Origin of the sequence: Aeromonas lacus, from assembly GCF_000764665.1 — a bacterium.
In the GTDB taxonomy this organism is placed as follows: Bacteria; Pseudomonadota; Gammaproteobacteria; order Enterobacterales; family Aeromonadaceae; genus Aeromonas; species Aeromonas lacus.
Genome location: NZ_JRGM01000129.1, coordinates 112,503 through 136,655, shown reverse-complemented (window position 1 = coordinate 136,655; position 24,153 = coordinate 112,503). Strand labels below are relative to the sequence as shown.

Genomic DNA, 24,153 nt, shown 5'->3' with positions numbered 1-24,153 from the left:
GAGTAGGGGTTACTGTTGTTGCTGGAAGTTATATCTTGCTTACAATCAACCAATACAATGTTCGATTCGGTTCGACCAGAAACAGAACCCCATGTCCCCTGCCGCGGCTTCCCTCCAGAATAACTAGAGTAGGTATAGCTCCAGACTTGAGACTGAAAGTAACCGATATTCGACAATGGTGTTTTGGAAGATGCACAGGCATTTATACTGTCTTGAAATCGCTGGGTGTTGGTGATAATTGGAACTGTACCATCGGTAGAAAAGTAGACATACTTTTTACTATTCCCGGTATCTGGGTCATTACTGAGTGCTGGATATATCGTATTTGGATCGTAAGCTTCTCTAACCACATCCATGGTAGAGCTCATACTCCCTGAATTATCAAAGATAACCAGAATTTTTGGTCTGAAATCACCAGCTTTTGAAAAATCATAAATAAACAGCTCGGTGTCATCAGAATAACTGCTGCTTGCCAAGACCGGCATGGCGGCCATTAAGGTGCAAAGCAGCAAGGCTCGTCCATGTTCGCGCATATCCTATGCTCCTATTCCGCCTTTAACAGGGGTTGCTCTACCCCAGTAGTCCAATTCATTGCACGACTGTTCTTGCCATATGTTGCTGTAGCCTGCAGCTCAACATAACGACAAGAAGGGATAACATTCTGGCTACTGGCATCCACTTTTCGCTTACAGACACTTTCACCACGCCGTTCCATATTGACCGTATTTCCATTCACCGAGATTGCAGAACTGGCCCCTATAGTCGCAATCTTGCTCGACAGACCAGCTTGCAATAATGCGCTCTCTATCATCCCTTCAATCCGATGCTCAGCTTGCTGCAAACTGGCTGCAGCACCGGCCATTTTGAGATCCACACCACTGGACTGCATCATCACGACCGCAATCAGGGTCAGCGGTACCAGGATGACCAAAGCTACGATCAACGCAACTCCTCTGGCTCGTCTCATTTGCCACCTCCAGCAATGGCAGCAGGATTACGCAACGCAATGGATGTCTCCAGAAGCAATCGCCGAAAACCATCACCGCTACCGGCGACTTGAATATTACCAACCTGATATGTATTGTTATTTACATATTTTGATGAAGCTTGCAGAGAGCGAACAAGAATAAACAGACGGGCAGAAATGACACGCCCTTCATTCCATTCATTACTGGCAACAGAACTGATTGATATATATTTGTCGATTCGACCATCCTGAACGGGGCTGGTATCTACACCATATAGTAGAGTTATTTTTTCTATACCTTGTGCCAGTGCACCAGATATATCCCATGATCCATCGTTGGCAGTCAGCATGCGCTTATGCAATTCAGGGACTCCACTGTTATCCACAATATGGTAGATGTAATGCTGATACTCCCATAACTGTCTATTTGGCATAGCAGTATTATCAGGAGGGGCTTCATTACCGCGAAATATAACAGCAGACTGAGGCGTCGTTGCCATATAGAACCTATTTGCAGAGAGTGCACTGTCTGCCAGGGGGAAACCTATCAACCGCTTGATACTGATGATGTCTGAATTAGCCACCCTGTTGGCCGATGTAATACAGCTGAATGCATTGCCTGTGGTCAGCTTGTTGGCATCAATATGTGTCGCCCATACACCACGTACTGGTGCGGATGCTGATGGGAAACTTCCTTCACCACGCTCATCCAGACAATCTTTGCTGGAGGCAATAACAGCACCAGAAGTTATCGTTACCCCTGAGTTCAGCTGCATCGGCATACCGGTATAATCGCCCCAGAAACCGGCCCACTTGAGATCCTGGGCTATCAGACGCATAGCTAATCGCCCGTTTTCCTGCAACTCGCTCTGGTCAAACGCATCTTCAGAAGTCGTTCGAGAAGCAACAAACACACTCAGCACACCACCTAGTAGAAAAACACCGATCACCATAGCAATCAGCCATTCCACCAAGGTAAAACCACGACTATTCATAAAGTGGTCGTCAATACGTATTGACGCCTCGTCAAGTCGACCCCGGATATGCCGCAGGCATTGGTTGTGGCAGATGCGATAGCACTTGAACCATCATGGGAGGCCTTGCGCCCTGCCCAAAAAACGGCCACGGTCAGCGAGTCGCTCGCCCCCTTGATGATGCAACCGACAGGATTGTTGAGCGTGGAGCCGGCGCCCGATGCGGCACTACCTATCAGGGACTGACGCCAGTAGTAGAGATCGAGCGCCAGCATATTTGCATCACTGCAGTTGCTCATGGTGCCATCAGCATTGGCACAGGATGGTAGCGATGATGAACTCGAACTGACAATCCAGGTATTACTGGCTTGCGCCTCCCAGATAGCTCGATTGACCTTGATCCGCTCCACCATGTCGTTTGCCAGCCAGCTGGCTATGGTGCGTTGTCTCGCCTCATATCCTGCAAATTTGGATTGCGCCTGCATGGCGACCAGTCCCAGCAGACCAAAAGAGAGCACAACAGCAGCAATCATCACTTCAAGCAGGCTGAAACCGGAGGGCACACTATCAAAACCTGTGCGTTTCATGACCTAGTTCCAGCAATTATTGTTGGTTGCATTGCTGATATTTTTTGCGCTCTTGGTGCCATTTTGGTCGATAGAGAAAATAATGCAGTCTCGGTCAGAGCCCTGTGCACCAGAGGCAGTCGCAGTCAGGGTATAGGTATTAGCGGCAGCAGAAATAACCAGATGGTAAAAACCGGAATCTGAATTGTCAGAGATATTGAGTGCCGACGCCGAAGAGGCGTACTGATTGAAGTCCATAAAATAGCTCTCTTGCCGGTTGGCGGCATCAAGCAGCATCTTTTTTGCATCGACACGATGACTGGTCAGCAAATATTGCTGATAAGCGGGATAAGCGATGGTGCCAAGGATCGCCACAATGGCGACAACAACCATCAACTCAATAAGAGAAAAGCCACGAAAGTATCCAATCATATCCCATCCTTGGTGACAGACTGCTTCATAAGTTTAACGCCGAGCCTGTCACTAGAACAAACCCGGCGTCAATATCATTGCACTTTATTCTTAAGCCTTGCTGACGTCACTCAAATGATTCTAAGTTCCGGCGGCACTTCAAACACCACGTTCTCTTCGCGACCGGGGTGCTCGGCAACCACCTTGCCGCCCAGCTCGCGCAGGCGAGTAATGACGGATTGCACCAGCACCTCGGGGGCGGAGGCTCCGGCAGTCACGCCGATAGCCCTGACCCCTGCCAGCCAGTCGGCATCGATCATGGAGGCATCGTCGATAAGATAGGCCTTGGCGCCCACCTTCTCGGCCAGCTCGCGCAGACGGTTGGAGTTGGAGGAGTTTCGCGACCCCACCACCAGCATGGCGTCCACCAGCCCCGCCATCTCCCGCACCGCATCCTGACGGTTCTGGGTGGCGTAGCAGATGTCATCCTTGCGCGGCCCCTGAATATTGGGGAAGTGCTTGCGCAGCGCATCGATGACATCCGAGGTCTCGTCAACGCTCAGGGTGGTCTGGGTGACGAAGCAGAGGTCGTCCGGGTTCTTCACCTTGAGTTTGGCCACATCTTCCGGCGTCTCCACCAGATACATGCCGCCCTCGCGATTCTCGTACTGCCCCATGGTGCCGATCACCTCGGGGTGGCCGGCATGACCGATAAGCACGGCTTCGGAGCCCTTGCGGCTGGCGCGATGGACTTCCATGTGAACCTTGGTCACCAGCGGACAGGTTGCATCGAACACTTTGAGCGCGCGAGACTTGGCCATCTCGCGCACCGCCTTGGAGACACCGTGGGCGGAGAAGATAACGATGCTGTCATCCGGCACCTCGTCCAGCTCTTCGACGAAGACGGCGCCCGCCTCCTTGAGCTTGTTCACCACGTAACGGTTGTGTACCACTTCGTGACGGACATAGATGGGAGCACCGAACTTCTCCAGCGCACTTTCGACGATGCTGATGGCACGGTCGACACCGGCGCAAAAGCCACGGGGGTTAGCCAGCAGAATATCCATCAGTGAACCTTCTCCTCGTCATCAACCCCCAGGATCTCCACCTCGAAGGTGACGGTATGACCGGCCAGGGGGTGGTTGAAATCGACCGTGACCGACATCCCTTCCACCGCCCGGATGATCCCCGGCAGCTCACTGCCGTTGGGCTGGTCGAACAGGATGATGGTGCCAACCTTGGGCTCCACATCGGCGCCAAACTTGGCGCGGTCGAGATGGTAGATGTTGTCGGGGTTGGAGAGGCCAAAGGCCTCCTCCGGCGCCAGCGTAAAGCTCTTGCTCTCCCCTTCGCAGAGGCCCAGCAGGCACTGCTCGAAGCTTGGCGTCAGACTGCCATCGCCCATCCGCAGACGGGCCGGTTTGCCGTGCAGCGCAGTGCTGTCGGCCACCGAGTCATCTTCCAGCTTGATGGTGAAGTGAAACAGCACGCTGCTGTCAGCGGTGATCTGCTGGCTCATGCCTGCTCCTTTTTCTCGCCACGGAAACCATCCAGCACGATCATGGCGGCCCCGATGAAAATGAAGCTGTCAGCCAAGTTGAACGCAGGCCAGTGAGCGGTACCCCAGTAGAAATCGAGGAAATCGACCACATGACCCAGTACCAGTCGATCAAAGACGTTGCCGAGGGCGCCACCGATGATGAAGGAGTAGGCAATACCGCTCCAGTACTGGGTCACCGACTGCTTGCGCAACCAGTGGATCAGCAATCCACAGATGGCAAATGCCAGCAGGGCAAAGAACCAGCGCTGCCAGCCCCCCTGATCAGCCAGGAAGCTGAAAGCTGCGCCCTTGTTGTAGACATGGACCAGGTTGAAGAAGGGGGTGATCTCCACCCCCGGGTAACCAAATGGCAGCAACTTGACCACGGCGAGCTTACTCGCCTGGTCCAGAACAAAGGCCAGCACCGCCAGCCACAGCCAACGCAGGCCGCTTTTATGTTGAGTCATGTTCATCAGGCAAATTGACGCGTTTCGCCGTCACCCTCGACGTTGGTGACGCAGCGGCCACAGATCTCTTCGTGGCCCGCGATGGTGCCCACGTCCTCTACATGGTGCCAGCAGCGGTCGCACTTGGCGGCGGCAGACTGGGCCACACTCAGCCACAGGTCATCGCGCTCGGTCGCCACGGCGTCTGCCGGGGCGGCATCGACGCTGACTACCTTGGCCTTGGAGGTGAGCAGCACGAAGCGCAGCTCATCGGCCAACGCGTTCAGACGAGCGGCCAGCTCCGGCTTGGCGAACAGAGTCAGCTCGGCCTGCAGGGAGCCACCGATGCGCTTCTCGCCACGAGCCACTTCCAGCGCCTTGTTCACTTCACCGCGCACGGTGAGGATCTCGGCCCAGAACTCGTCGTTCAGCACTTCGCCCGCTTCCAGCCCGAACAGACCGTCGTACCACTCCTCGGTGAAGACGAACTCGCCGCGCTCGCCCGGCAGCAAAGCCCAGATCTCGTCGGCGGTGAAGCTCATGATTGGCGCCATCCAGCGCACCATGGCCTCGGCGATGTGATAGAGGGCGGTCTGGCAGGAGCGACGGGCCAGGCTATCAGCCTTGGCGGTGTACTGGCGGTCCTTGATGACATCCAGATAGAAGGAGCCCATCTCGATGGAGCAGAACTGCATCAGCTTCTGGGTCACGCCGTGGAAGTTGTACTCGTCGAACGCAGCCACGATCTCGGCCTGTACCGCTTTGGCACGACCCACGGCCCAGCGATCCACTACGACCATGTCGGCAGGCGCCACCATGTCGGTCGCCGGATTGAAGCCGTTCAGGTTAGCCAGCAGGAAGCGGGCAGTGTTGCGAATACGACGGTAAGCATCGGCAGAGCGCTTGAGGATCTCGTCGGAGACGGTCATCTCGCCGGTGTAGTCAGTGCTCGCTACCCACAGACGCAGGATATCGGCACCCAGCTTGTTCATTACGTCTTGCGGGCTCACCACGTTGCCGATGGACTTGGACATCTTGCGACCCTGACCATCCACGGTGAAGCCGTGAGTCAGCACCTGGTTGTAGGGAGCCTTGTCTTTCATCGCCACGCCGATCATCAGGGAGGACATGAACCAACCACGATGCTGGTCAGAACCTTCCAGATACATGTCGGCCGGCTTGCCGTTGAACTCGGGACGGGCATCAACCACGGAGGCATGGGTAGAACCGGAGTCAAACCAGACGTCGAGGGTGTCAGGCACCTTCTCGTAGTTGTCGGCATCGGCGCCCAGCAGCTCGGCCTTGTCCAGATCCCACCAAGCCTGGATGCCGGACTGCTCGACCCGCTTGGCCACCTCTTCCATCAGACGGACAGATTCCGGATGCAGGGCCTGAGTCTCCTTATGAACGAACAGGGAGATAGGCACGCCCCAGGTACGCTGACGGGAGATACACCAGTCAGGACGGTTCTCGACCATCGCCTGAATGCGGTTTTTCCCCCAGGCCGGCACCCAGCCGCTCTGGCCGTGCTGGGCAATGCCCTCTTTCTCAATGCGCTCGATCTCTTCAAGAGCACGCTTGCGCAGACCCTTCTGCTCCATGCTGATGAACCACTGCGGGGTGGCACGGAAGATGATCGGGGTCTTGTGACGCCAGCAATGCGGATAGGAGTGGTTGAACACCTTGTGGTGCAGCAGGGCGCCGCGCTCGGTCAACACTTCAACAACCGCTGCGTTGGCCTTGAATACGTGCTGGCCGGCAAACAGTTCGGTATCCGGCAGATAGACGCCGTTGCTGCCAACCGGGTTGGCCACTTCCAGACCGTACTTCTGACCGACCACGAAGTCCTCCTGACCGTGGCCAGGAGCGGTGTGAACGGCACCGGTACCAGCATCCAGAGTAACGTGATCACCCAGCACCACCGGCACGTCGAAGCTGTAGAAGGGGTGGTTGAAGCGCAGCAGCTCAAGTGCCGCACCCTTGGCGTAGCCCAGGTTGTGGTAGTGCTCGATGCCGGCGCGATCCATCACGTCCTTGACCAGCTCTGCGGCCAGGATCAGACGCTCGGGGTTCTCCCCTTCAACCTGAACCAGTGCGTAGTCCAGATCGGCGTGCATGGCGATGGCGCGGTTGGCCGGCAGAGTCCACGGGGTAGTGGTCCAGATCACGGCAGAGAGCGTGCCCTTGCCGGTATGACCTTCGGCGCAATCAAACTTGGCGGCAACGGCCGCTTCGTCGACAGCCTTGAAGCGCACGTCGATGGAGGGGGAGTTCTTGTCGTAGTACTCCACTTCGGCTTCAGCCAGCGCGGAGCCACAATCGGTACACCAGTGCACCGGCTTGGAGCCTTTGTGCAGGTGGCCGTTTTCAACGATCTTGGCCATGGAGCGGATGATGTTGGCTTCGGTGCCAAAATCCATGGTCAGGTAGGGGTGTTCCCAGTCACCCAGCACGCCCAGACGGATGAAGTCGGTCTTTTGCGCTTCGATCTGGGTCTTGGCATATTTGCGGCACTCGGCGCGGAATTCGGCAGCGGAGACCTTCTCGCCCGGCTTGCCAACCATGCCTTCCACTTTCAGTTCGATAGGCAGACCGTGGCAATCCCAACCCGGCACATAGGGGGAATCGAAGCCAGAGAGGCCCTTGGACTTGATGATGATGTCTTTGAGGATCTTGTTGACCGAGTGACCGATGTGAATGTTGCCGTTCGCATAGGGGGGGCCATCGTGCAGAATGAAAGAAGGCTTGCCCGCTTTGGCGCGGCGAATAGCGCCGTAGAGATCCTGATCGTACCAACGTTTCAGCATGTTGGGTTCGCGCTTGGCCAGATCGCCACGCATCGGAAACTCGGTTTCCGGAAGATTCAGGGTGTGTTTATAGTCGCTCATCAGTCCTGGGTTCCCTTCTTTTCTAAAAGAGTGCTGGGTAAATGAAATTGCGGCAGCCCGAACCAGGCTCGGGCCGCCAGGGCATCTCGTTCGATCTGCTCTTTCAAGGCAGAGAAAGAGTCAAATTTCTGCTCTTCGCGCAGCTTGTGGCGAAGCAGCACCTTGACCTGTTGACCGTAAAGGTCACCAGAAAAATCAAACAGATGTACTTCCAATCTGGCTTGTGTACCGCTCAAGGTCGGCCGTACACCCACATTGGCTACACCGGGGAAGGTCTTGCCGGAACATATCACTTCCACCGCAAACACGCCACCGACCGGGATTACCTGACGCTTGAGGGCCAGATTGGCGGTGGGAAAACCTATGGTGCGCCCCAGCTTGTCGCCGTGGGCCACCCGGCCGCTGATGGCATAAGGACGGCCGAGCATCAGCTCAACCTCCGCCATCCGGCCCGCTTTGAGCGCCTCACGTACCAGCGTGCTGCTGACCCGCTGACGGGATAGCTGGAAGCTCTGGGTACTGATCACCTCGAAACCGAAGCGCTGGCCTGCCGCCTCCAGCAGGTGGAAGTCCCCTTCCCGCCCCTTGCCGAAGCGAAAATCGTCGCCGACCACCAGATAGCGAACGCCAAGCTTCTCGACCAGCAGTTGCTCGATGAAGGTGGCAGCCGCCTGACTGGCAAAGCGGTGGCTGAAGCGTACGCAGAGCATGCGGTCGATCTGCAACCCCTTGAGCGCTTCATACTTCTCGCGCAAGCGGCTCAGGCGCGCCGGCGCCTCGCTACCGGCAAACAGCTCCAGCGGCTGAGGCTCGAACAGCATGACGCAGGCGGGCAATCCCAGCTGGGCCGCTTTCTCCCTGAGACGTGCCAGTACCGCATGGTGACCCTGATGAACCCCATCAAAGTTGCCAATGGTCAATACACATCCCCGGTGACGGGGCTTGAGATTGTGAATACCGCGAATAAGCTCCATCGCTGCCTTGTGCGTTGCTGCTGTCGAAATCGCCGGATTATATATCAGGCGGCCATCAGGGTCAGCCCTGTTGCGGCCCCGATTTCAGCTCTCGGGGCCGAAATACCAACTCACTTGGCGCCTTCAAGCCTCGAATGCGAGTCAATCTTCACGACCCGCTCTCAGATCTTTTGGCCGGATCCCCAGTGCCAAGAGGACTCCGGCGTAAATGGCACCACCCAGCACCAACAACATGGTCAACTGCAGGCTCGCCTTGCCCATGCTCCATGCACCCCATTGGGCCAGGTCTGGCGACAGATAGAGAAGTACTCCCCCCATCAGCAGGCTCGCCGTCAGCAACTTGAGGCAAAAGATCCCGGTGTGGCGGGAAGGCCGGTAGACGCTCTGCTGATGGAGCCCCTTGAACAGCAGGGCTGCGTTCAGCGTGCCCGAACAGGCGGTCGAGAGCGCCAGCCCCACGTAACCGAGCGGATAGATGAAGAGGAGGTTGCAGACCATGTTGGCGGCCATAGAGATCATCCCAATCCGCACCGGCGTCTTGGTGTCCTGACGGGCGTAGTAACCAGGCGCCAGCACCTTGATCAGCATCAGCGACAGCAAACCGGAGGTGGATGCCAGCAAGCTGGCGCTCGACATGGTCACTTCATGCAAGCCGAACTCGCCGCGCATGAACAGTACCCGCAGGATCGGCTCACGCAGCACCGCGATCCCCACCATGGCGGGCAAACCGAGCAGCATCACCATCCGAACACCCCAGTCCATGGTGCGGGAGAAGTCGGCCGGATCGGCATCCACGTGCTTCTTGGCCAATGCCGGCAGAATGACGGTACTGATGGCAACGCCGAACATGCCGAGCGGGAACTCCAGCAAGCGATCCGAGTAGTAGAGGTAGCTGATGGCGCCGGTCGCCAGAAACGAGGCAAGCATGGTGTTGACCAACAGGTTGATCTGGCTGACCGATACCCCGAACAGCGCCGGGATCATCAGGGTGCGGATCTTCACGACCCCCGGATGGTGCCAACCCCACTTGGGCCACACCAGCATGTTGATCTGGCGCAGGAACGGGAACTGGAACAGGAACTGCACCAGACCGCCAAGGAAGACACCGATGGCCAGCGCCAGTTCGGGATTGTCCAACCAGGGCGAGATCCACCAGGCGGCGGCGATCATGGTGATATTGAGGAAGATCGGGGTAAAGGAGGATACCCCGAAGCGGCCGAAAGTGTTGAGAATGGCCCCAGCCATGGCGGTAAAAGTGATGAACCAGAGATAGGGGAAGGTGATTTTGAGCATCAGGCTCGCCATCTCGAACTTCTCGGCGGCCGGCCCGCCATGGAGCCAGTCCCAGAACCAGCCCCAGCCAAACAGGGCGGTCAGCACGCCGGAGCCCAGCACCCCGAGCAGGGTGACCACGGTCACTATCCCGCCGAGAGTCCCCGCCACCGCAGCCAGCAGTTCGCGCACTTCACTCTCATCACCCTTTTTCCGGTACTCGGTCATCACGGGAACAAAGGCCTGGTTGAAGGCTCCTTCTGCGAACAGACGACGCAGGAAGTTGGGAATGCGATTGGCAAAGAAGAAGACGTCTGCGGCAACCCCGGCACCGAGCAGATTGGCGATGACCACATCGCGCACCAAGCCCATCACACGGGATGCCAACGTCATTCCGGACACAATAATTCCGGATTTGATCAATTTCTTACTCAAGACGAGGCCTCTGGAACTGTCAGAATGAAAAGAATGCTGCTAGAATCGGCCGACAGTTTAACCGTCTCCCATCTGACACACCACCGGGGGGCGGTGTTTATTTGCACAAATCATTTGACAATATGTGGTTGGGAAGGCATATTTCCGGGCCTTTTCAATACACTCGCTAAGACAGTTTTAGGAGTTTTACCTTGGCTAACATCAAATCTGCTAAGAAGCGCGCTCTTCAGTCAGAGAAACGCCGTCAGCACAACGCCAGCCGTCGTTCCATGACCCGTACCTACCTGAAGAAAGTCATCGCTGCTATCGCCTCTGGCGACAAAGCTGCCGCGACTGCCGCTTTCGCTGTTGCTCAGCCGATCATGGATCGTATGGCGACCAAAGGCCTGATCCACAAGAACAAAGCTGCTCGTCACAAGAGCCGCCTGTCTGCCCAGATCAAAGCTATGGCTTAATCAGCTTCTGCTGATAAAAGCTGAAAAAACCGGCCTAGTGCCGGTTTTTTATTTATCTGCGCTGCAGTAAAGCCGATGCAGCAAGGTGATCATCTCGCGTACCTCGTGGCTGCGCAGCGAATAGTAGACCGTCTGGGCCTCTTTTCGCGTGTTGACCAGCTCATCGCGCCGCAGCAATGCCAGATGCTGTGATAACGCAGACTGGCTCAATCCCAACCGCTCGTTGAGTTCCCCCACCGACAGCTCCCGCTCCAGCAGATGGCACAGGATAAAGAGCCGCCGCTCATTGGCCAGCGCCTTGAGCAGGGCAACCGCCTGACCCGCACTGGCTTCCATCTCTTCAAGTTGCATCACATCTCTCCTCTGCCACTCATCGCCGATGATACGTGGTGACGCGCCGTTTTAAAACGACAGGGATGCTGGCTGGATGGCGGAGAAGTTCTCCTCCCCGGCAAAGAGGAAGGTGAAATCACTCTCGCACACCCGTTTTACCGCCGGATGCTGGATCATCCGCTCGGCGAAGATGACGTAGTACTCCTCCATCAGCTCCTGGGTCTCGCCCAGCAACATTACCCCCTCTCCCTCGAGGATCTCCTCCCGATAGATGGTGGGAGCCATGAAGATACCCTGATTGAAGAAGCCAAACGCCTTCATCAGCGCCGCATCGTCAAACTCGCCAAGGATGCTGGGGGAGACCCCCTGCTGTTCAAACCATTGGGTCAGCTGGCGCCCCATGGCAGTACGGCGCCCAGGAATAAGCAGCTTGCGCTCCTCAAGACAGGCCGGGAAAGGGAGCGATGGCAGCGGCGCCTTGCAGAAGAAGCTGACACCACAGCCACCAAGCCGTTTGGAGAGCAGTCCCGCATGCTGGCTGGAGTCCACCGGACAGTCGGAGAGGATCATGTCGAGCTTGTGCTCGCTCAGCTGCTCCAACAGCAACTCGTGGGTCGATTCGAAGCAGCGCAGGTGAATGGAGCCGTCATTGGGGATGACTGAGAGCAGCACCCGGCTGGCAAGACGTTTGGAGAGGGCATCGGCGATGCCGACGTCGAACAGGATCTGGCTCTCTTTGCGGTAGTTGACGATATCGAGCATCTCGTAGGAGAGGCTGAACATCTTGTCGGCGTAGCGAAACACCAGCTGACCCAGCTCGGTTGCCTCAAGGGTGCGCCCCTTGCGCTTGAGCAGCTTGCCGCCCAAACGCTGCTCCAGCAGCTTGATCTGACCGGTCACCGTCTGCGGGGTCAAAAAAAGGGCTTCTGCCGCCTGAGTGACAGAGCCCTTCTTCTGCGTCATCCAGAAATAGTAGAGATGGTTGTAGTTAAGGTGTGACATCCGATGGGGTTCCCGCCTGGCGCGGACTCCGGTAGCAGCTGAGTTCAACCGCCAGAATGTCATACATGTCGCTGACCGAGTCAACCTTGTTCGCGCCGAACTGCGCCATCAGGTTGGCCTTGAGCCGCGCCTTGTCGGGCTGGCGCTCACCGCAGTAGCGGTTGTTGGAACGCTTGACCATCTCCCCTGCCCGGCTGCTCAGCGCCCGCTCGGAGAAGGTCTCGCCAAAGCGGGCCTTGGCCTGCTTGTCCCCCAGCAGCACGGCGCTATCCACCACGCCGTTGAGATAGGCAGAGCAGCTTGCCGAGGCGGCATCCTGCCTGCAATCCTCAAACCCGCCCGCCCATGCCAACGGGCTCAGCAACATCACTGCCAGCCATGCCTGTTTTTTCATAGTCCCTCCGCACTCTGATCCCCGTCACACTTGGGAAGAGCCAATCGCAAGGCCAGATAACCGACTACCGCCGCCAGGGTGGATCCCACCAGAATACCGAGGCGAGAGTAGCTGCCGTAATCCAGCCCACCGTGCTCGAATGCCAGCGATGCGATAAACATCGACATGGTGAAACCAATGCCGCAGAGGATGCTGACCGCGAAGATCTGCTTGAAGTTGACTCCCGGTGGCAACTGCGCCACACCCAGCTTGACCGACAACCAGCTGATAGTGAATACCCCGAGCGGCTTGCCGATAAACAGCCCCAGCATGATACCCATGGGCACCGGGCTCAGCAGGGATGAGAGACCGATCCCCTCCAGCGATACCCCCGCGTTGGCAAAGGCAAACAGCGGCAGGATCAGGTAGGCACTCCAGGGGTGCAGGGCATGCTCCAGATGCTTGAGCGGCGAGGCATAGCGCTTGCCGTTAAGCGGGATCATAAAGCCAACCACCACGCCAGCCAGGGTCGCATGGACACCGGATTTCAGCACCGCCACCCAGAGCACCAGCCCGACCAGCATGTAGAGACTGATCCGATCCTCACCGCGGCGGTTCATCCAGAACAGCGTCAGGGTCGCCAGAATACCGACCGTCAACGCCGCCAGCGACAGTTGCTGGGTGTAGAAGAGCGCGATGATGATGATGACGCCCAGATCATCCATGATGGCCAGCGCCAGCAGGAACACCTTGAGGCTCACCGGCACCCGCTTGCCGAGCAGCGCCATCACCCCGAGGGCAAAGGCAATATCGGTCGCGGCAGGAATGGCCCAGCCAGCGCGCGCCACTTCATCCGAGTAGTTGAAGAAGGCGTAGATCAGGGCCGGAGCCAGCATGCCGCCCACCGCAGCGATGGCCGGGAAGGTCGCCTGCACCCGGGAGGAGAGCGCCCCTTCCAGCATCTCGCGCTTCACCTCGAGCCCGACCAGCAGGAAGAAGATCGCCATAAAGCCATCGTTGATCCAGAGCAGCAACGGCTTGTCGATATCCAGTGCCGCAATGCGTACCTGCACTGGCGTATCGAGGAAGGCCTGGTAGCTGCCAGAGAGACCGGAATTGGCCAATATCATTGCCAGCATGGCCGCCATGATCAGAATAATTCCGGAGGCGGCCTCCAGCTTCAGGAACTTTTTGATTACGTCGCTCATGGTTAAAATATCCACAAAATTACTTTACGTTGAGTCTACAACCGATAACAACTCTTGGAAAATCGTTTCTTACTGCTCAATACAACGAAAAAACCGAAGTAAAACCAAAACTGCTCCGCCAAAGGCATCTTTCATAGCGGTGTAACCAGTTCTCGATTTTCAATCACAAAAATGAATATCTAACTGTTTTTAAGCATAAAAAAGGCGCCCTAGGGCGCCTTGCAATCAGATGGCGACGGGCGCCTTGATGCCGGGATGGGGGTCGTAACCCTCTATCTCGAAATCCTCGAACTTGTAATCGAAGATGGAGTCCGGCTTGCGCTTGATCACCAAGGTCGGCAGCGGACGCGGCTCACGGGTGAGCTGCAGTGCAGTCTGCTCCATGTGGTTGGAGTAGAGGTGCACATCACCACCGGTCCAGACAAAGTCGCCCACTTCCAGACCACACTGCTGGGCCATCATATGGGTCAGCAAAGCATAGCTGGCAATGTTGAACGGCAAGCCGAGGAACACGTCACAGCTGCGCTGGTAGAGCTGGCAGGAGAGCTTGCCGTCCGCCACGTAGAACTGGAAGAAGGCATGGCAGGGAGCCAGCGCCATCTTGTCCAGTTCACCTACGTTCCAGGCGGAGACAATGATGCGGCGCGAATCCGGGTTGTGCTTGATGTCATCCACCGCTTTCTGGATCTGATCCACCACGCCACCGTCGGCGGTCGGCCAGGAGCGCCACTGGGCGCCATAAACCGGCCCCAAATCGCCGTTCTCATCGGCCCACTCATCCCAGATGCTGACGCCGTTCTCTTTCAGATAGGCGGTGTTGGTGTCGCCGTTGAGGAACCAGAGCAGCTCATGAATGATGGAGCGCAGGTGGCACTTCTTGGTGGTCACCAGCGGAAAACCCTCCGCCAGATTGAAGCGCATCTGATGACCAAACAGAGAGACGGTGCCGGTACCGGTGCGATCGGACTTGACGGTACCCTCGTCCAGGATCTTCTGCATCAGGTCGAGATAGGCTCTCATTGTTTTGCCTCCTTCACGGCGTTACCGAACAGCTGCGGGCGCTTGTAGGCAACCCAAATCATCAGGGCACCGATGAAGATCATCGGGGTGGAGAGGATCTGGCCCATGCTGATCTCGTTGAAGTAGAGGCCCAGCTGGCTGTCTGGCTGGCGGACAAATTCCACCAGGAAGCGGAACAGGCCGTAGAACAGCAGGAACATGCCGGAGATGGCGCCACGCGGCGGATTCTTGCGCCAGAACAGGTTGAGGATGATGAACAGCACCACCCCTTCCAACGCGAACTGGTAGAGCTGGGAAGGGTGACGCGGCTCGGGGCCAGCCTCCGGGAATATGATGGCCCAAGGCACATCGGTGATCCGGCCCCACAGCTCGCCATTGAGGAAGTTGCCGATACGGCCGACGCCGAGACCAAACGGAATGAGCGGTGCCACAAAATCGGCCACGGTGAAGAAGTGGCGCTTGGTCTTGTGGGCAAACCAGATCATGGCGGTGATCACCCCGATCAGACCGCCGTGGAACGACATACCACCAGTCCAGATCTTGAACAGGTAGGTCGGATCCGCGAGGAAGAGATCGAAGTTGTAGAAAAGTACGTAACCGACACGGCCGCCGAGGATCACCCCGAGGAAGCCGTAGAAGAGCAGGTCAGAGACCTCGTTGCGTGTCCAGCCGCTGTTCGGCGCATCGGCGCGACGGCCAGCCAGCCACATGGCAAACGCAAAACCGAACAGGTACATGAGACCATACCAGCGTACCGATAGTGGTCCCAAACTGAATGCTACGGGATCAATCTGCGAGAAAACCCAATATCCATCGTGCTGCATAAGCGGCCCCAGTCATAAGAAAAGCCGCATTTTCCGATCATTCGCCAGCAGGGACAAGGCATGTTTATCAATCAACCGATTTTCGGTTTGTGGCCGGCGCGCAGCAAACCGCCCAAACCGTGCTCTTCCAGATAGCGGGCAAACAGGCCGCGCAGCACGTGGGGATTGTCGTGCTTGAGGCCATCGGCCAGCAGCTCGGTCAGCTCGCTCAGGGTCGATTGGCGCAACACATACTTGATCCGGGCGATGTTGTGGGTGTTCATACTGAAGCGGCGATAGCCCATGGCCAGCAGCAGCAGCACACCGACCGGATCACCGGCCAGCTCGCCACAGACCGAGACCGGTTTCTGATAGCGGTGGGAGGCATCGACCAGCAGTTGCAGCGCGCGGATCACCGCCGGATGGAACGCATCGTAGATGTTGGCGACGCGGGAATTGTTGCGATCCACCGCCAGCAGGTACTGGGTCAGGTCGTTGCTGCCCACCGACCAGAAGTCGATGAGTGGTGCCATCTCCGGCAGTATGTAGAGGGCGGAAGGCACCTCGATCATCACCCCGAGGCTGGGGTAGCGGATCTCGGCATTGCGACTGGCCGCCTCTTCCGATACTTCGCGCCATGCCTGATCCAGCAGACGGCGGGACGCCTTGATTTCACTGACACTGCTGATCATCGGCAGCATAATGGCCAGATTGTCGAGCCCTTCACTGGCCCGCAACATCGCCTTGAGCTGCACCAGAAACAGTTCGGGGTGATCCAGGGTAAGCCGGATCCCCCGCCAGCCAAGGAAGGGGTTTTCCTCGACGATGGGGAAGTAGGGTAGCTGCTTGTCTCCGCCCACATCCAGCGTCCGCATGCAGACCGGCCGGTTGCGATAGGTCTCGAGAATGCCGCGATAGCGGGCAGTCTGCTCCCACTCGGAGGGGAAGCTGTCCTGCAGCATGAAGGGAATCTCGGTGCGATAGAGACCGACCCCGTCTGCCAGATGATTGAGAGAAATCTCGGTATCGGCGCTGAGCCCGGCGTTGAGCAGCAGGGAGACCTTGGTACCGTCCGCCGTCTCCGAAGGCTGGTTGTCGACGCTGCGCACCAGACTGTCGAGTGCTCGCTCTTCGCTCAGCAGCTGGCGATACTCGGTCAGGATCACCTGATTGGGTTCGATGAAGAGATCGCCGCTATAGCCATCGACGACCAGCATGCGGCCACCGATATCACCGAGCGGCAGATCCACCCCCATGATGGCGGCCACCCCCATGGCGCGGGCCAGAATGGCGGCGTGGGAGTTGGTGCCCCCCTTGAGCGAGACCACACCAGTCAGGTATTCACGGGGGACTTCCGCCAGAATGGTGGCCGTCACCTCGTCGGCGACCAGCACCACAGGCTCACCGATGGAGATATGTTCCGGCTCGTTTTGCACCAGACGACTGATGAGGCGCTGGGCGATATCCTTCACATCGGTGGATCGCTCCTGCAGGTAGGGATCCTTCATCCCCTTAAACTGCTCGATGAGGCGATCACTGACCAGCTTGACGGCGGAGACCGCGGTCCAGTGCTCCTTGCTCACCTTGTTGCGGATCGGCTTGATGTAGCCGGGATCGGCGAGTAGATGGAGATAGATGTCGAAGATGGCGACCGAATCCTCGCTATAGCTCTCGCGAAAACGCAGCGCCAGACTCTCCAGATCGTGGCGAACCTCTTCTACCGCCAACTCCAGCCGTTCCAGCTGGCCGGCATGATCCTCATCCTTGCGCGGAGTAATGGAAGAGAGCGCTTTGCGTGGTCGCCACACCCAGGCCTTGGCCATAGCGATGCCGCTGGCACCGGCAATGCCGCGCAGCGGCTTGCTCCAGTCGGTCTTCTGCAACCACCCCTTGGCCTGCGCCTGAGCGATATGCGCTGCCAGCTGGGCCGCCAGCGTGACCATGAAGGACTCTTCCCCCTCATCGAAACGGCGGCTCTCTTTTTGCTGCACCACCAGAATGCCGACCACCTGACGCTGGTGCATGATGGGGGCGCCCAGAAATGAGCGAAACGCCTCTTCGGCGACATCGGGCAGGAATTTAAAGCTGGGGTGCGCAGGGGCATCGGCCAAGTTGATCAGCTCTTCCCGCTGACCGACCAGACCGACGATACCCTGCTCGAAGGGCAGAGTGACCTTGCCGACCGCCGAAGGGGCAAGACCATCGGTCGCCGCCAGCCGGTAGCGGCGCATCTCGGGTTCCGAAACGTAGACAGAGCAGCAGTCCACCACCATGGCGTGCCGGGTCTGGCTCACCAGTGCCTGCAAGGCCTGTTCCAGGGTGTTGGCCCCGGCCATGCTCTCGACGATACGTCTCAGTTCCGTTAACAACTAATCTGTGCTCCTTAGCGAGCGCGGTTACGCCGCCCATCCTTCTTGTTGACCTGCTGCACTGCCGGCGCCGGCATCGCCAGCGGAGCAAACTCCTTCATGACCCGGCGGTAAACCTCCCGCTTGAACGAGACGACCTGGCGTACCGGGTACCAGAAGCTGACCCAGCGCCAGTCGTCAAATTCGGGATGACCATGACAACCGAACTGGATCCGCGACTCTCGGCCCGAATTGAGCTGCAACAGGAACCATTTTTGTTTTTGGCCAATACAGACCGGTGAACTGTCCCAGCGGACAAGACGTTTGGGTAAACGGTATTTAAGCCAGTTACGACTGGTGGCCATGATGGTCACATCTTCGGGCTTGAGGCCTATCTCCTCATACAGCTCGCGATACATGGCCTGCTCCGGCGTTTCACCATCATCAACCCCCCCCTGCGGAAACTGCCAGGAGTGCTGCCCATAGCGTTTAGCCCACAACACCTGTCCTTCACGGTTACAGATCACGATACCGACATTGGGACGAAATCCGTCGCCATCAATCACGTGATCACCTTATAAAGGCTGAATCTATAAAGAGATTGTTCCACATTCACTTCGTGGCAGCAAACAAGGAGTGACTCCCGGCGTTCATGAATAACTTTCAATTTCACACATACTTATAAACAAACGGGAAGATCTGCTCTACCAAGTTGCCCACCCAGACTGTGCATAAGCCTGTGAGCAAGCTGGTATATACAGTACTTTTTAACTGTAAGTGAAAAACAGACTATCACCTCACAGATCAGAGTTAAAACTAATTTTTATTTATTATACATACAGTTAAATACAAACAACTGGATCTGGATCCATGGTTTTGCTCACGCAGGATCCGCGACGATGATTGTGAACAAGTTCTACTGCTTAAAGATCCACCAAGGCCAAATTATCCACAGGAGTGGCACAATATCTGCCCTGTTTCCTCGATGAAAATGGGGTCGGATTCACAATTTTTTGTAACATATAAGATACTCATCCCACTTTATGCCACTTATCCAAGATTTCTGTGGATAACTGTGTGTAACATCATCCTCAAACCCTTGGACAACTATTTCGGGCCCGGATCGGCTGAATATCCTTGCTCGATAAAAAAGACAAATTTCTTTAAAATCATAATCATAAGACCTACACAGCCGAATTATCCCCATTTACCCTTATCCACTCAGGATCGGTTATAAAAACAGCGATCCTCCCGGGATCCTGCCCTGTTAGAATAGGCCGAGCAATATGGAGCCAAACATGCCAAACAATCCCCAATCCGAACAGGAGTTGCTGAGCCGTGCCTACGCCATGGCAGGCTTCACGCTGGCGCAGCTGGCCGCCGAGGTAGGTGTGGCGGTGCCCAAAGATCTGCGCCGGGACAAGGGGTGGGTGGGCCAGTTGATCGAGCTGCAGCTGGGGGCCAGTGCAGGCAGCAAGCCGGAGCAGGACTTTCCGGATCTCGGGATCGAGCTCAAGACGATCCCGGTCGATCCTCAGGGCCGACCACTGGAAACCACCTTTGTCTGCGTCGCGCCGCTGATCGGCGTCAGCGGTCAGCGCTGGGAGGAGTCCAACGTGCGCAACAAGCTGTCACGGGTGCTCTGGATCCCGGTCGAGGGGAGCCGCGAGATCCCGGTTGGCGAGCGGCGGGTGGGGATGCCGCTGATGTGGAGCCCCAGCGAGGAGGAAGATCAGCTACTGCGCCAGGACTGGGAAGAGCTGATGGACATGATCGTGCTGGGCGAGGTGGAGCAGATCAGCGCACGCCACGGCCAGGTGATGCAGCTGCGCCCCAAGGCCGCCAACAACAAGGCGCTGACTCGCGCCATCGGTCGCGATGGTCAACCGATTATGACCCTGCCGCGCGGTTTCTATCTCAAGATCGATTTCACCCACAGCCTGCTGCAACGCTATTTTGCCCTGCCAGTTTGATCTGCTTTATCAACATCTTTGTCATAAGGTGGTATAAAAATAGGCAGGAGCCATTTTTAACTCACAGACAAGGAGGCGTCATGCCACTTACCAAACAGTTTCTCAAGTCCAAACCCGAGGTGAAGGTGACCTTCGCCGTCGAGAAGGAGGCCGCAGCAGGCGCAGAACAGGTGATGCTGATCGGCGAGTTTACCCAGTGGCAACCGGTCGAACTGAAGCGCATGAAGAGCGGTGAGTTCAAGGCCACCCTCAACCTGCCGACCGACGGACCGGAGAGTTTCGAGTATTGCTACCAGTTCATCACTCCGGAGGGAGAGACCCTTTACGAGAATGACTGGCAAGCTGATGCCTACGTACCCAGCCCCTACGGCCGCGACAACTCGGTGGTACGAGTGATCCAGTAACGGCAACCAGATAGCCAATAGACGGATACAAAAAAGGCTCGCCATTGGCGAGCCTTTTCACTACCTGTCGATAAATCGACACCAATTCGAATCGAATTAGTTGAGCTTCTCTTTGATACGAGCAGCTTTACCGGACAGGTTGCGCAGGTAGTACAGTTTGGCGCGGCGAACATCACCACGACGCTTCAGTTCTACACTGTGGATCAGCGGAGAGTGAGTCTGGAATACACGCTCAACACCTTCGCCGTTAGAGATCTTGCGAACGGTGAAAGCAGAGTGCAGACCGCGGTTACGCTTGGCAATTACGATGCCTTCGAAAGCCTGCAGACGCTCTTTACCACCTTCTTTAACACGAACTTGAACACGTACGGTGTCGCCCTGGGCAAAAGCCGGGATGTCGGTACGCATTTGCTCTTGTTCAAGCTGCTGAATAATCTTGCTCATTGTCTTTCCTTACCTAGGATAAACTGAAAACTCTACTTAACGCTGTCACGCACTTCGCGGACATACTCGGCAAGAAGTGATTCTTGCTCGTCAGTCAGAGCTAGGTTGTTAATAAGTTCCGGCCTTCTTTGCCAGGTTCGTCCGAGCGATTGCTTGAGACGCCAGCGCCTAATCACTTCGTGATTGCCGCTTGTCAGCGCCTCGGGCACCGCCAGCCCATCCAACACCTCCGGCCGAGTATAGTGGGGATGATCCAGCAAGCCATCCGTAAAGGAGTCCTGCTCGGCACTGGCCTGATCACCCAAGACTCCTGGAACCAGACGCGAAACCGCATCGATCAGGGTCATGGCAGGCAACTCGCCACCACTTAACACGTAATCCCCGATAGACCACTCTTCGTCGACTTCGGTTTGTATCACGCGTTCATCGATACCTTCGTATCGACCGGCTACCAGAATCAGTTTCTGATTCGTCGCCAACTCGGTTACGCCCGCTTGAGTCAGCTTGCGTCCCTGAGGGGAGAGATAGATGACTTTCGCCCCGTCTCCCGCCGCTTGCTTGGCTGCATGAATCGCGTCACGCAGCGGCTGAACCATCATTAACATGCCGGGCCCACCACCATAAGGACGATCATCGACCGTACGGTGTTTGTCGTGGGTAAAGTCCCGGGGGTTCCAGCACTCAATCTGCAGCAGGCCACTCTTGACGGCCCGACCCGTTACCCCGTGCTCGGTAATGGCTCGGAACATTTCAGGGAAGAGGCTAATCACCCCAATCCACATAAGAAACCTCCGGCACTCGTGTTACCGCGGGAAACTAGAAACCAGGATCCCAATCAACTTCGATTGTTCGAGCAGTCAGATCAATATTCTTGATCACCTGCTCTTCCAGGAACGGAATCAACCGCTCCTTTGCACCAAAGGCATCTTTTACATTGGCCTCAACCACCAACACATCGTTGGAGCCGGTTTCCATCAATTCGGTCACTTTGCCCAGGTCGTATCCCTTGGTGGTCACTACCGAGCAACCAATCAGGTCACGCCAGTAGAACTCGCCCTCGGGCAACGCAGGCAACAGATCGGCGGCTACGCCAATCTCGACATTGGTCAATGCCAGGGCATCCTCGCGCACATCGATACCATCGAGTTTGCAGATCAGACCCTTGTTGTGACGTTTCCAAGATGAAACCCGAATTTCACGCCACGCCCCGTTCTGATTAATCAGCCAAGGGTTGTAATCGAAAATCGCTTCGGCAACATCGGTGAAGGAGTTCACTTTAAGCCACCCCTTGATGCCGTATACGGTACCCAGGGTGCCCAGAACTACAGGTTTTTCCACCTTAACTCCTTACCGTTTGACTGATTAAGCAGCTTTGGCAGCGTCTTTGATCAGCTTGGCAACGCGCTCAGAAACAGCGGCACCAGTAGCAACCCAATGCTCGATACGAGCCAGGTCCAGGTTCAGCTTTTCAGCTTGACCAGCAGCAACCGGGTTGAAGAAACCAACGCGCTCGATGAAACGACCGTCGCGGGCGTTACGGCTGTCAGCAACTACTACCTGGTAGAACGGACGCTTTTTCGCGCCACCACGTTGTAAACGAATGGTTACCATATCGTCCTCATTAACATCTAATGAACAAGGCCCGCAAACACGCGGACCCTAGCTTAAAATAAGCCGCATAATTCTACTTGGATTCGTAATAAATGCAACCAAGCCAGCCATTTTTTGCGCAGAGCAGCAATGAAAAGGGTCTGCCACCGGCAGACCCTCATGCAATACGTCAGCCCGGATAATCAGAACGGGCCGCGACCACCACCAAATCCCGGTGGCAGCATGTTCTTCATCTGGCTCATCATTTTGCGCATGCCGCCCTTGCCGGACATCTTCTTCATCATGCGCTGCATCTCGGTGAACTGCTTGAGCAGCTTGTTCACGTCCTGCACCTGCATGCCGGAGCCTGCTGCGATACGACGCTTGCGGGAGCCCTTGATGAGGTCTGGATGAGCACGCTCCTTCGGCGTCATGGAGCTGATGATGGCCTCCATGCGCACGGTGAGCTTGTCATCCATCTGATCCTTGATGTTGTCCGGCAGACCGGACATACCGGGCAGCTTGTCCAGCATCCCCATCATGCCGCCCATGTTGCGCATCTGGGCCAGCTGCTCGCGGAAATCTTCCAGATCGAAGCCCTTGCCGCTCTTGACCTTGCTGGCCAGCTTGGCCGCCTTCTCTTTATCGACGTTGCGCTCGACCTCTTCGATAAGGGACAGCACGTCACCCATACCGAGAATACGGGAGGCAAGACGATCCGGATGGAACGGCTCCAGCGCGTCGGTCTTCTCACCCATACCGATGAACTTGACCGGCTTGCCGGTGATGTGGCGTACCGACAGGGCGGCACCGCCGCGGGCGTCGCCGTCCGCCTTGGTGAGGATCACGCCGGTGAGCGGCAGCGCCTCGTTGAATGCCTTGGCGGTGTTGGCGGCATCCTGACCGGTCATTGCATCCACCACGAACAGGGTCTCGACCGGCTTGATGGTGGCGTGCAGATCCTGGATCTCGGCCATCATCTCGCTATCGACGTGCAGACGACCTGCGGTATCGACGATCACCACGTCATAGAATTTCTTGCGCGCCTGATCGATGGCGGCAGTCGCGATGGCAACCGGCTTCTGGCTGGCATCGCTCGGGAAGAAGTCGACGCCGATATCGCCCGCCAGGGTTTCCAGCTGCTTGATCGCCGCAGGGCGGTAAACGTCGGCACTGACTACCAGCACCTTCTTCTTGTTGCGCTCTTTTAGCAGCTTGGCCAGTTTGCCGACCGTGGTGGTTTTACCGGCACCCTGCAGACCGGCCATCAGGATAATAGCGGGCGGTTGGGCTGCCAGATTGAGCTGCTCGTTGGCCTCACCCATTACGGTGACCAGTTCGCCGTGCACAATCTTGATGAACGCCTGACCCGGGCTCAGGGATTTGGCCACTTCCTGGCCGACGGCACGCTCTTTGACGCGCGCCACGAAATCACGCACGACCGGCAGGGCGACGTCCGCCTCGAGCAGCGCCATGCGGACTTCGCGCAGGGTTTCCTTGATGTTCTCTTCGGTCAGGCGGCCGCGGCCACTGACATTGCGCAAGGTGCGCGAGAGTCGTTCAGTCAAATTCTCAAACATGACGCATTCCGGTTCTTGGCGTTGTAAATGGGGGGCATTATAACCCAGAGCAGCCGCGAGGACGATTATTCGCCGCACTGCCGCTCATCGATGCTTCATCCCTATATATGGGCGGATCGGCCATTGCACAACTGGCGAGCATTTCGC

The 24,153-nt window shown here is 56.9% G+C and carries 26 protein-coding genes and 1 pseudogene; 3 read left to right on the top strand and 24 right to left on the bottom strand.

Features of this window, described 5'->3' with window-relative positions; translation table 11 throughout:
* The 11 genes and pseudogenes from LG31_RS20945 to murJ all read right to left on the bottom strand — a co-directional run.
* Positions 1-533, bottom strand: a pseudogene (locus tag LG31_RS20945) (hypothetical protein); the annotation flags it as partial.
* Positions 534-544: 11 nt separating this feature from the next.
* A complete protein-coding gene (locus tag LG31_RS0108735; RefSeq protein ID WP_274518916.1) occupies positions 545-943 on the bottom strand; it encodes a pilus assembly PilX family protein in 399 nt (132 codons plus the stop codon).
* Positions 944-963: 20 nt separating this feature from the next.
* On the bottom strand, positions 964-1,962 hold the full coding sequence (locus LG31_RS20460) for a PilW family protein (RefSeq protein ID WP_084059583.1): 999 nt from the start codon (positions 1,960-1,962) through the stop codon (positions 964-966).
* Entirely contained in the window at positions 1,959-2,528 is a 570-nt protein-coding gene (gene pilV, locus LG31_RS0108730) for a type IV pilus modification protein PilV (protein WP_033114081.1), read from the bottom strand. Before pilV ends, LG31_RS20460 begins: the two co-directional genes overlap by 4 nt.
* 3 nt (positions 2,529-2,531) lie before the next feature.
* Positions 2,532-2,939: a type IVa pilus pseudopilin TppA gene (gene tppA, locus LG31_RS0108725; RefSeq protein WP_033114080.1), complete on the bottom strand. Its 408-nt coding sequence runs from the start codon at positions 2,937-2,939 to the stop codon at positions 2,532-2,534.
* 110 nt (positions 2,940-3,049) lie between these two features.
* Positions 3,050-3,985, bottom strand: a complete 936-nt coding sequence (ispH, locus tag LG31_RS0108720) for a 4-hydroxy-3-methylbut-2-enyl diphosphate reductase (RefSeq protein WP_033114079.1) — start codon at positions 3,983-3,985, stop codon at positions 3,050-3,052.
* On the bottom strand, positions 3,985-4,437 hold the full coding sequence (fkpB, locus tag LG31_RS0108715; RefSeq protein WP_033114078.1) for an FKBP-type peptidyl-prolyl cis-trans isomerase: 453 nt from the start codon (positions 4,435-4,437) through the stop codon (positions 3,985-3,987). The genes ispH and fkpB overlap by 1 nt, the downstream gene beginning before the upstream one ends.
* Positions 4,434-4,931, bottom strand: a complete 498-nt coding sequence (lspA, locus tag LG31_RS0108710; protein WP_033114077.1) for a signal peptidase II — start codon at positions 4,929-4,931, stop codon at positions 4,434-4,436. The genes fkpB and lspA overlap by 4 nt, the downstream gene beginning before the upstream one ends.
* Positions 4,931-7,792 (bottom strand): isoleucine--tRNA ligase, encoded by a 2,862-nt coding sequence (ileS, locus tag LG31_RS0108705; RefSeq protein ID WP_033114076.1) that lies wholly within the window; start codon positions 7,790-7,792, stop codon positions 4,931-4,933. The genes lspA and ileS overlap by 1 nt, the downstream gene beginning before the upstream one ends.
* Positions 7,792-8,766 carry a bifunctional riboflavin kinase/FAD synthetase gene (gene ribF, locus LG31_RS0108700; protein WP_033114075.1) on the bottom strand — a complete coding sequence of 325 codons (975 nt, stop codon included), beginning with the start codon at positions 8,764-8,766 and terminating at the stop codon, positions 7,792-7,794. Before ribF ends, ileS begins: the two co-directional genes overlap by 1 nt.
* Positions 8,767-8,907: 141 nt before the next feature.
* Positions 8,908-10,473 carry a murein biosynthesis integral membrane protein MurJ gene (murJ, locus tag LG31_RS0108695; RefSeq protein ID WP_033114074.1) on the bottom strand — a complete coding sequence of 522 codons (1,566 nt, stop codon included), beginning with the start codon at positions 10,471-10,473 and terminating at the stop codon, positions 8,908-8,910.
* Between the two features lie 191 nt (positions 10,474-10,664).
* Here murJ and rpsT point away from each other — a divergent pair, with 191 nt between their 5' ends.
* Positions 10,665-10,928 (top strand): 30S ribosomal protein S20, encoded by a 264-nt coding sequence (gene rpsT / locus LG31_RS0108690; RefSeq protein ID WP_005308808.1) that lies wholly within the window; start codon positions 10,665-10,667, stop codon positions 10,926-10,928.
* A 48-nt stretch (positions 10,929-10,976) separates the two neighbouring features.
* On the opposite strand, the gene LG31_RS0108685 is transcribed toward rpsT, so the two are convergent.
* The 8 genes from LG31_RS0108685 to rppH form a co-directional block, all read right to left on the bottom strand.
* Entirely contained in the window at positions 10,977-11,279 is a 303-nt protein-coding gene (locus LG31_RS0108685; protein ID WP_033114073.1) for an ArsR/SmtB family transcription factor, read from the bottom strand.
* Positions 11,280-11,330: 51 nt separating this feature from the next.
* The gene (nhaR, locus tag LG31_RS0108680) at positions 11,331-12,263 is read right to left on the bottom strand and encodes a transcriptional activator NhaR (protein WP_033114072.1); all 933 of its coding nucleotides are present in this window, start codon (positions 12,261-12,263) and stop codon (positions 11,331-11,333) included.
* Entirely contained in the window at positions 12,250-12,657 is a 408-nt protein-coding gene (locus LG31_RS0108675) for a Rossmann-fold NAD(P)-binding domain-containing protein (protein ID WP_033114071.1), read from the bottom strand. Before LG31_RS0108675 ends, nhaR begins: the two co-directional genes overlap by 14 nt.
* Entirely contained in the window at positions 12,654-13,844 is a 1,191-nt protein-coding gene (nhaA, locus tag LG31_RS0108670; RefSeq protein ID WP_033114070.1) for a Na+/H+ antiporter NhaA, read from the bottom strand. Before nhaA ends, LG31_RS0108675 begins: the two co-directional genes overlap by 4 nt.
* A 225-nt stretch (positions 13,845-14,069) precedes the next feature.
* Entirely contained in the window at positions 14,070-14,864 is a 795-nt protein-coding gene (gene thyA / locus LG31_RS0108665; RefSeq protein ID WP_033114069.1) for a thymidylate synthase, read from the bottom strand.
* Entirely contained in the window at positions 14,861-15,688 is an 828-nt protein-coding gene (lgt, locus tag LG31_RS0108660) for a prolipoprotein diacylglyceryl transferase (RefSeq protein WP_033114068.1), read from the bottom strand. The genes thyA and lgt overlap by 4 nt, the downstream gene beginning before the upstream one ends.
* 71 nt (positions 15,689-15,759) lie before the next feature.
* Entirely contained in the window at positions 15,760-18,036 is a 2,277-nt protein-coding gene (gene ptsP / locus LG31_RS0108655) for a phosphoenolpyruvate--protein phosphotransferase (protein WP_033114067.1), read from the bottom strand.
* A gap of 14 nt (positions 18,037-18,050) precedes the next feature.
* Positions 18,051-18,581 (bottom strand): RNA pyrophosphohydrolase, encoded by a 531-nt coding sequence (gene rppH, locus LG31_RS0108650; RefSeq protein WP_033114066.1) that lies wholly within the window; start codon positions 18,579-18,581, stop codon positions 18,051-18,053.
* A gap of 732 nt (positions 18,582-19,313) precedes the next feature.
* Between rppH and mutH the strand changes: the two genes are divergently transcribed.
* Both mutH and LG31_RS0108640 read left to right on the top strand, forming a co-directional pair.
* A complete protein-coding gene (gene mutH, locus LG31_RS0108645) occupies positions 19,314-19,988 on the top strand; it encodes a DNA mismatch repair endonuclease MutH (protein ID WP_033114065.1) in 675 nt (224 codons plus the stop codon).
* 80 nt (positions 19,989-20,068) lie between these two features.
* Positions 20,069-20,392, top strand: a complete 324-nt coding sequence (locus LG31_RS0108640) for an isoamylase early set domain-containing protein (RefSeq protein ID WP_033114064.1) — start codon at positions 20,069-20,071, stop codon at positions 20,390-20,392.
* A 96-nt stretch (positions 20,393-20,488) separates the two neighbouring features.
* Here the strand turns inward: LG31_RS0108640 and rplS are convergent, their stop codons facing one another.
* From rplS to ffh, 5 genes are all read right to left on the bottom strand, one after another.
* Positions 20,489-20,836, bottom strand: a complete 348-nt coding sequence (gene rplS / locus LG31_RS0108635) for a 50S ribosomal protein L19 (RefSeq protein ID WP_005308701.1) — start codon at positions 20,834-20,836, stop codon at positions 20,489-20,491.
* A gap of 32 nt (positions 20,837-20,868) precedes the next feature.
* A complete protein-coding gene (trmD, locus tag LG31_RS0108630) occupies positions 20,869-21,618 on the bottom strand; it encodes a tRNA (guanosine(37)-N1)-methyltransferase TrmD (RefSeq protein WP_005308699.1) in 750 nt (249 codons plus the stop codon).
* Positions 21,619-21,652: 34 nt separating this feature from the next.
* Positions 21,653-22,174: a ribosome maturation factor RimM gene (rimM, locus tag LG31_RS0108625; protein ID WP_033114063.1), complete on the bottom strand. Its 522-nt coding sequence runs from the start codon at positions 22,172-22,174 to the stop codon at positions 21,653-21,655.
* Positions 22,175-22,198: 24 nt separating this feature from the next.
* On the bottom strand, positions 22,199-22,447 hold the full coding sequence (gene rpsP / locus LG31_RS0108620) for a 30S ribosomal protein S16 (protein WP_033114062.1): 249 nt from the start codon (positions 22,445-22,447) through the stop codon (positions 22,199-22,201).
* Between the two features lie 182 nt (positions 22,448-22,629).
* Positions 22,630-24,006: a signal recognition particle protein gene (ffh, locus tag LG31_RS0108615; RefSeq protein WP_005341384.1), complete on the bottom strand. Its 1,377-nt coding sequence runs from the start codon at positions 24,004-24,006 to the stop codon at positions 22,630-22,632.
* Positions 24,007-24,153 lie beyond the last annotated feature (147 nt).

Coding starts and splice junctions, on each gene's coding strand:
- mutH (WP_033114065.1), top strand. CDS start 19,314: ATGCCAAACAATCCCCAATCCGAACAGGAGTTGCTGAGCCGTGCCTAC.
- LG31_RS0108675 (WP_033114071.1), bottom strand. CDS start 12,657: ATGAAAAAACAGGCATGGCTGGCAGTGATGTTGCTGAGCCCGTTGGCA.
- LG31_RS0108640 (WP_033114064.1), top strand. CDS start 20,069: ATGCCACTTACCAAACAGTTTCTCAAGTCCAAACCCGAGGTGAAGGTG.
- nhaR (WP_033114072.1), bottom strand. CDS start 12,263: ATGTCACACCTTAACTACAACCATCTCTACTATTTCTGGATGACGCAG.
- tppA (WP_033114080.1), bottom strand. CDS start 2,939: ATGATTGGATACTTTCGTGGCTTTTCTCTTATTGAGTTGATGGTTGTT.
- ileS (WP_033114076.1), bottom strand. CDS start 7,792: ATGAGCGACTATAAACACACCCTGAATCTTCCGGAAACCGAGTTTCCG.
- lgt (WP_033114068.1), bottom strand. CDS start 15,688: ATGCAGCACGATGGATATTGGGTTTTCTCGCAGATTGATCCCGTAGCA.
- ispH (WP_033114079.1), bottom strand. CDS start 3,985: ATGGATATTCTGCTGGCTAACCCCCGTGGCTTTTGCGCCGGTGTCGAC.
- trmD (WP_005308699.1), bottom strand. CDS start 21,618: ATGTGGATTGGGGTGATTAGCCTCTTCCCTGAAATGTTCCGAGCCATT.
- LG31_RS20460 (WP_084059583.1), bottom strand. CDS start 1,962: ATGAATAGTCGTGGTTTTACCTTGGTGGAATGGCTGATTGCTATGGTG.
- pilV (WP_033114081.1), bottom strand. CDS start 2,528: ATGAAACGCACAGGTTTTGATAGTGTGCCCTCCGGTTTCAGCCTGCTT.
- rplS (WP_005308701.1), bottom strand. CDS start 20,836: ATGAGCAAGATTATTCAGCAGCTTGAACAAGAGCAAATGCGTACCGAC.
- fkpB (WP_033114078.1), bottom strand. CDS start 4,437: ATGAGCCAGCAGATCACCGCTGACAGCAGCGTGCTGTTTCACTTCACC.
- nhaA (WP_033114070.1), bottom strand. CDS start 13,844: ATGAGCGACGTAATCAAAAAGTTCCTGAAGCTGGAGGCCGCCTCCGGA.
- rpsP (WP_033114062.1), bottom strand. CDS start 22,447: ATGGTAACCATTCGTTTACAACGTGGTGGCGCGAAAAAGCGTCCGTTC.
- LG31_RS0108685 (WP_033114073.1), bottom strand. CDS start 11,279: ATGCAACTTGAAGAGATGGAAGCCAGTGCGGGTCAGGCGGTTGCCCTG.
- ffh (WP_005341384.1), bottom strand. CDS start 24,006: ATGTTTGAGAATTTGACTGAACGACTCTCGCGCACCTTGCGCAATGTC.
- ribF (WP_033114075.1), bottom strand. CDS start 8,766: ATGGAGCTTATTCGCGGTATTCACAATCTCAAGCCCCGTCACCGGGGA.
- thyA (WP_033114069.1), bottom strand. CDS start 14,864: ATGAGAGCCTATCTCGACCTGATGCAGAAGATCCTGGACGAGGGTACC.
- lspA (WP_033114077.1), bottom strand. CDS start 4,931: ATGAACATGACTCAACATAAAAGCGGCCTGCGTTGGCTGTGGCTGGCG.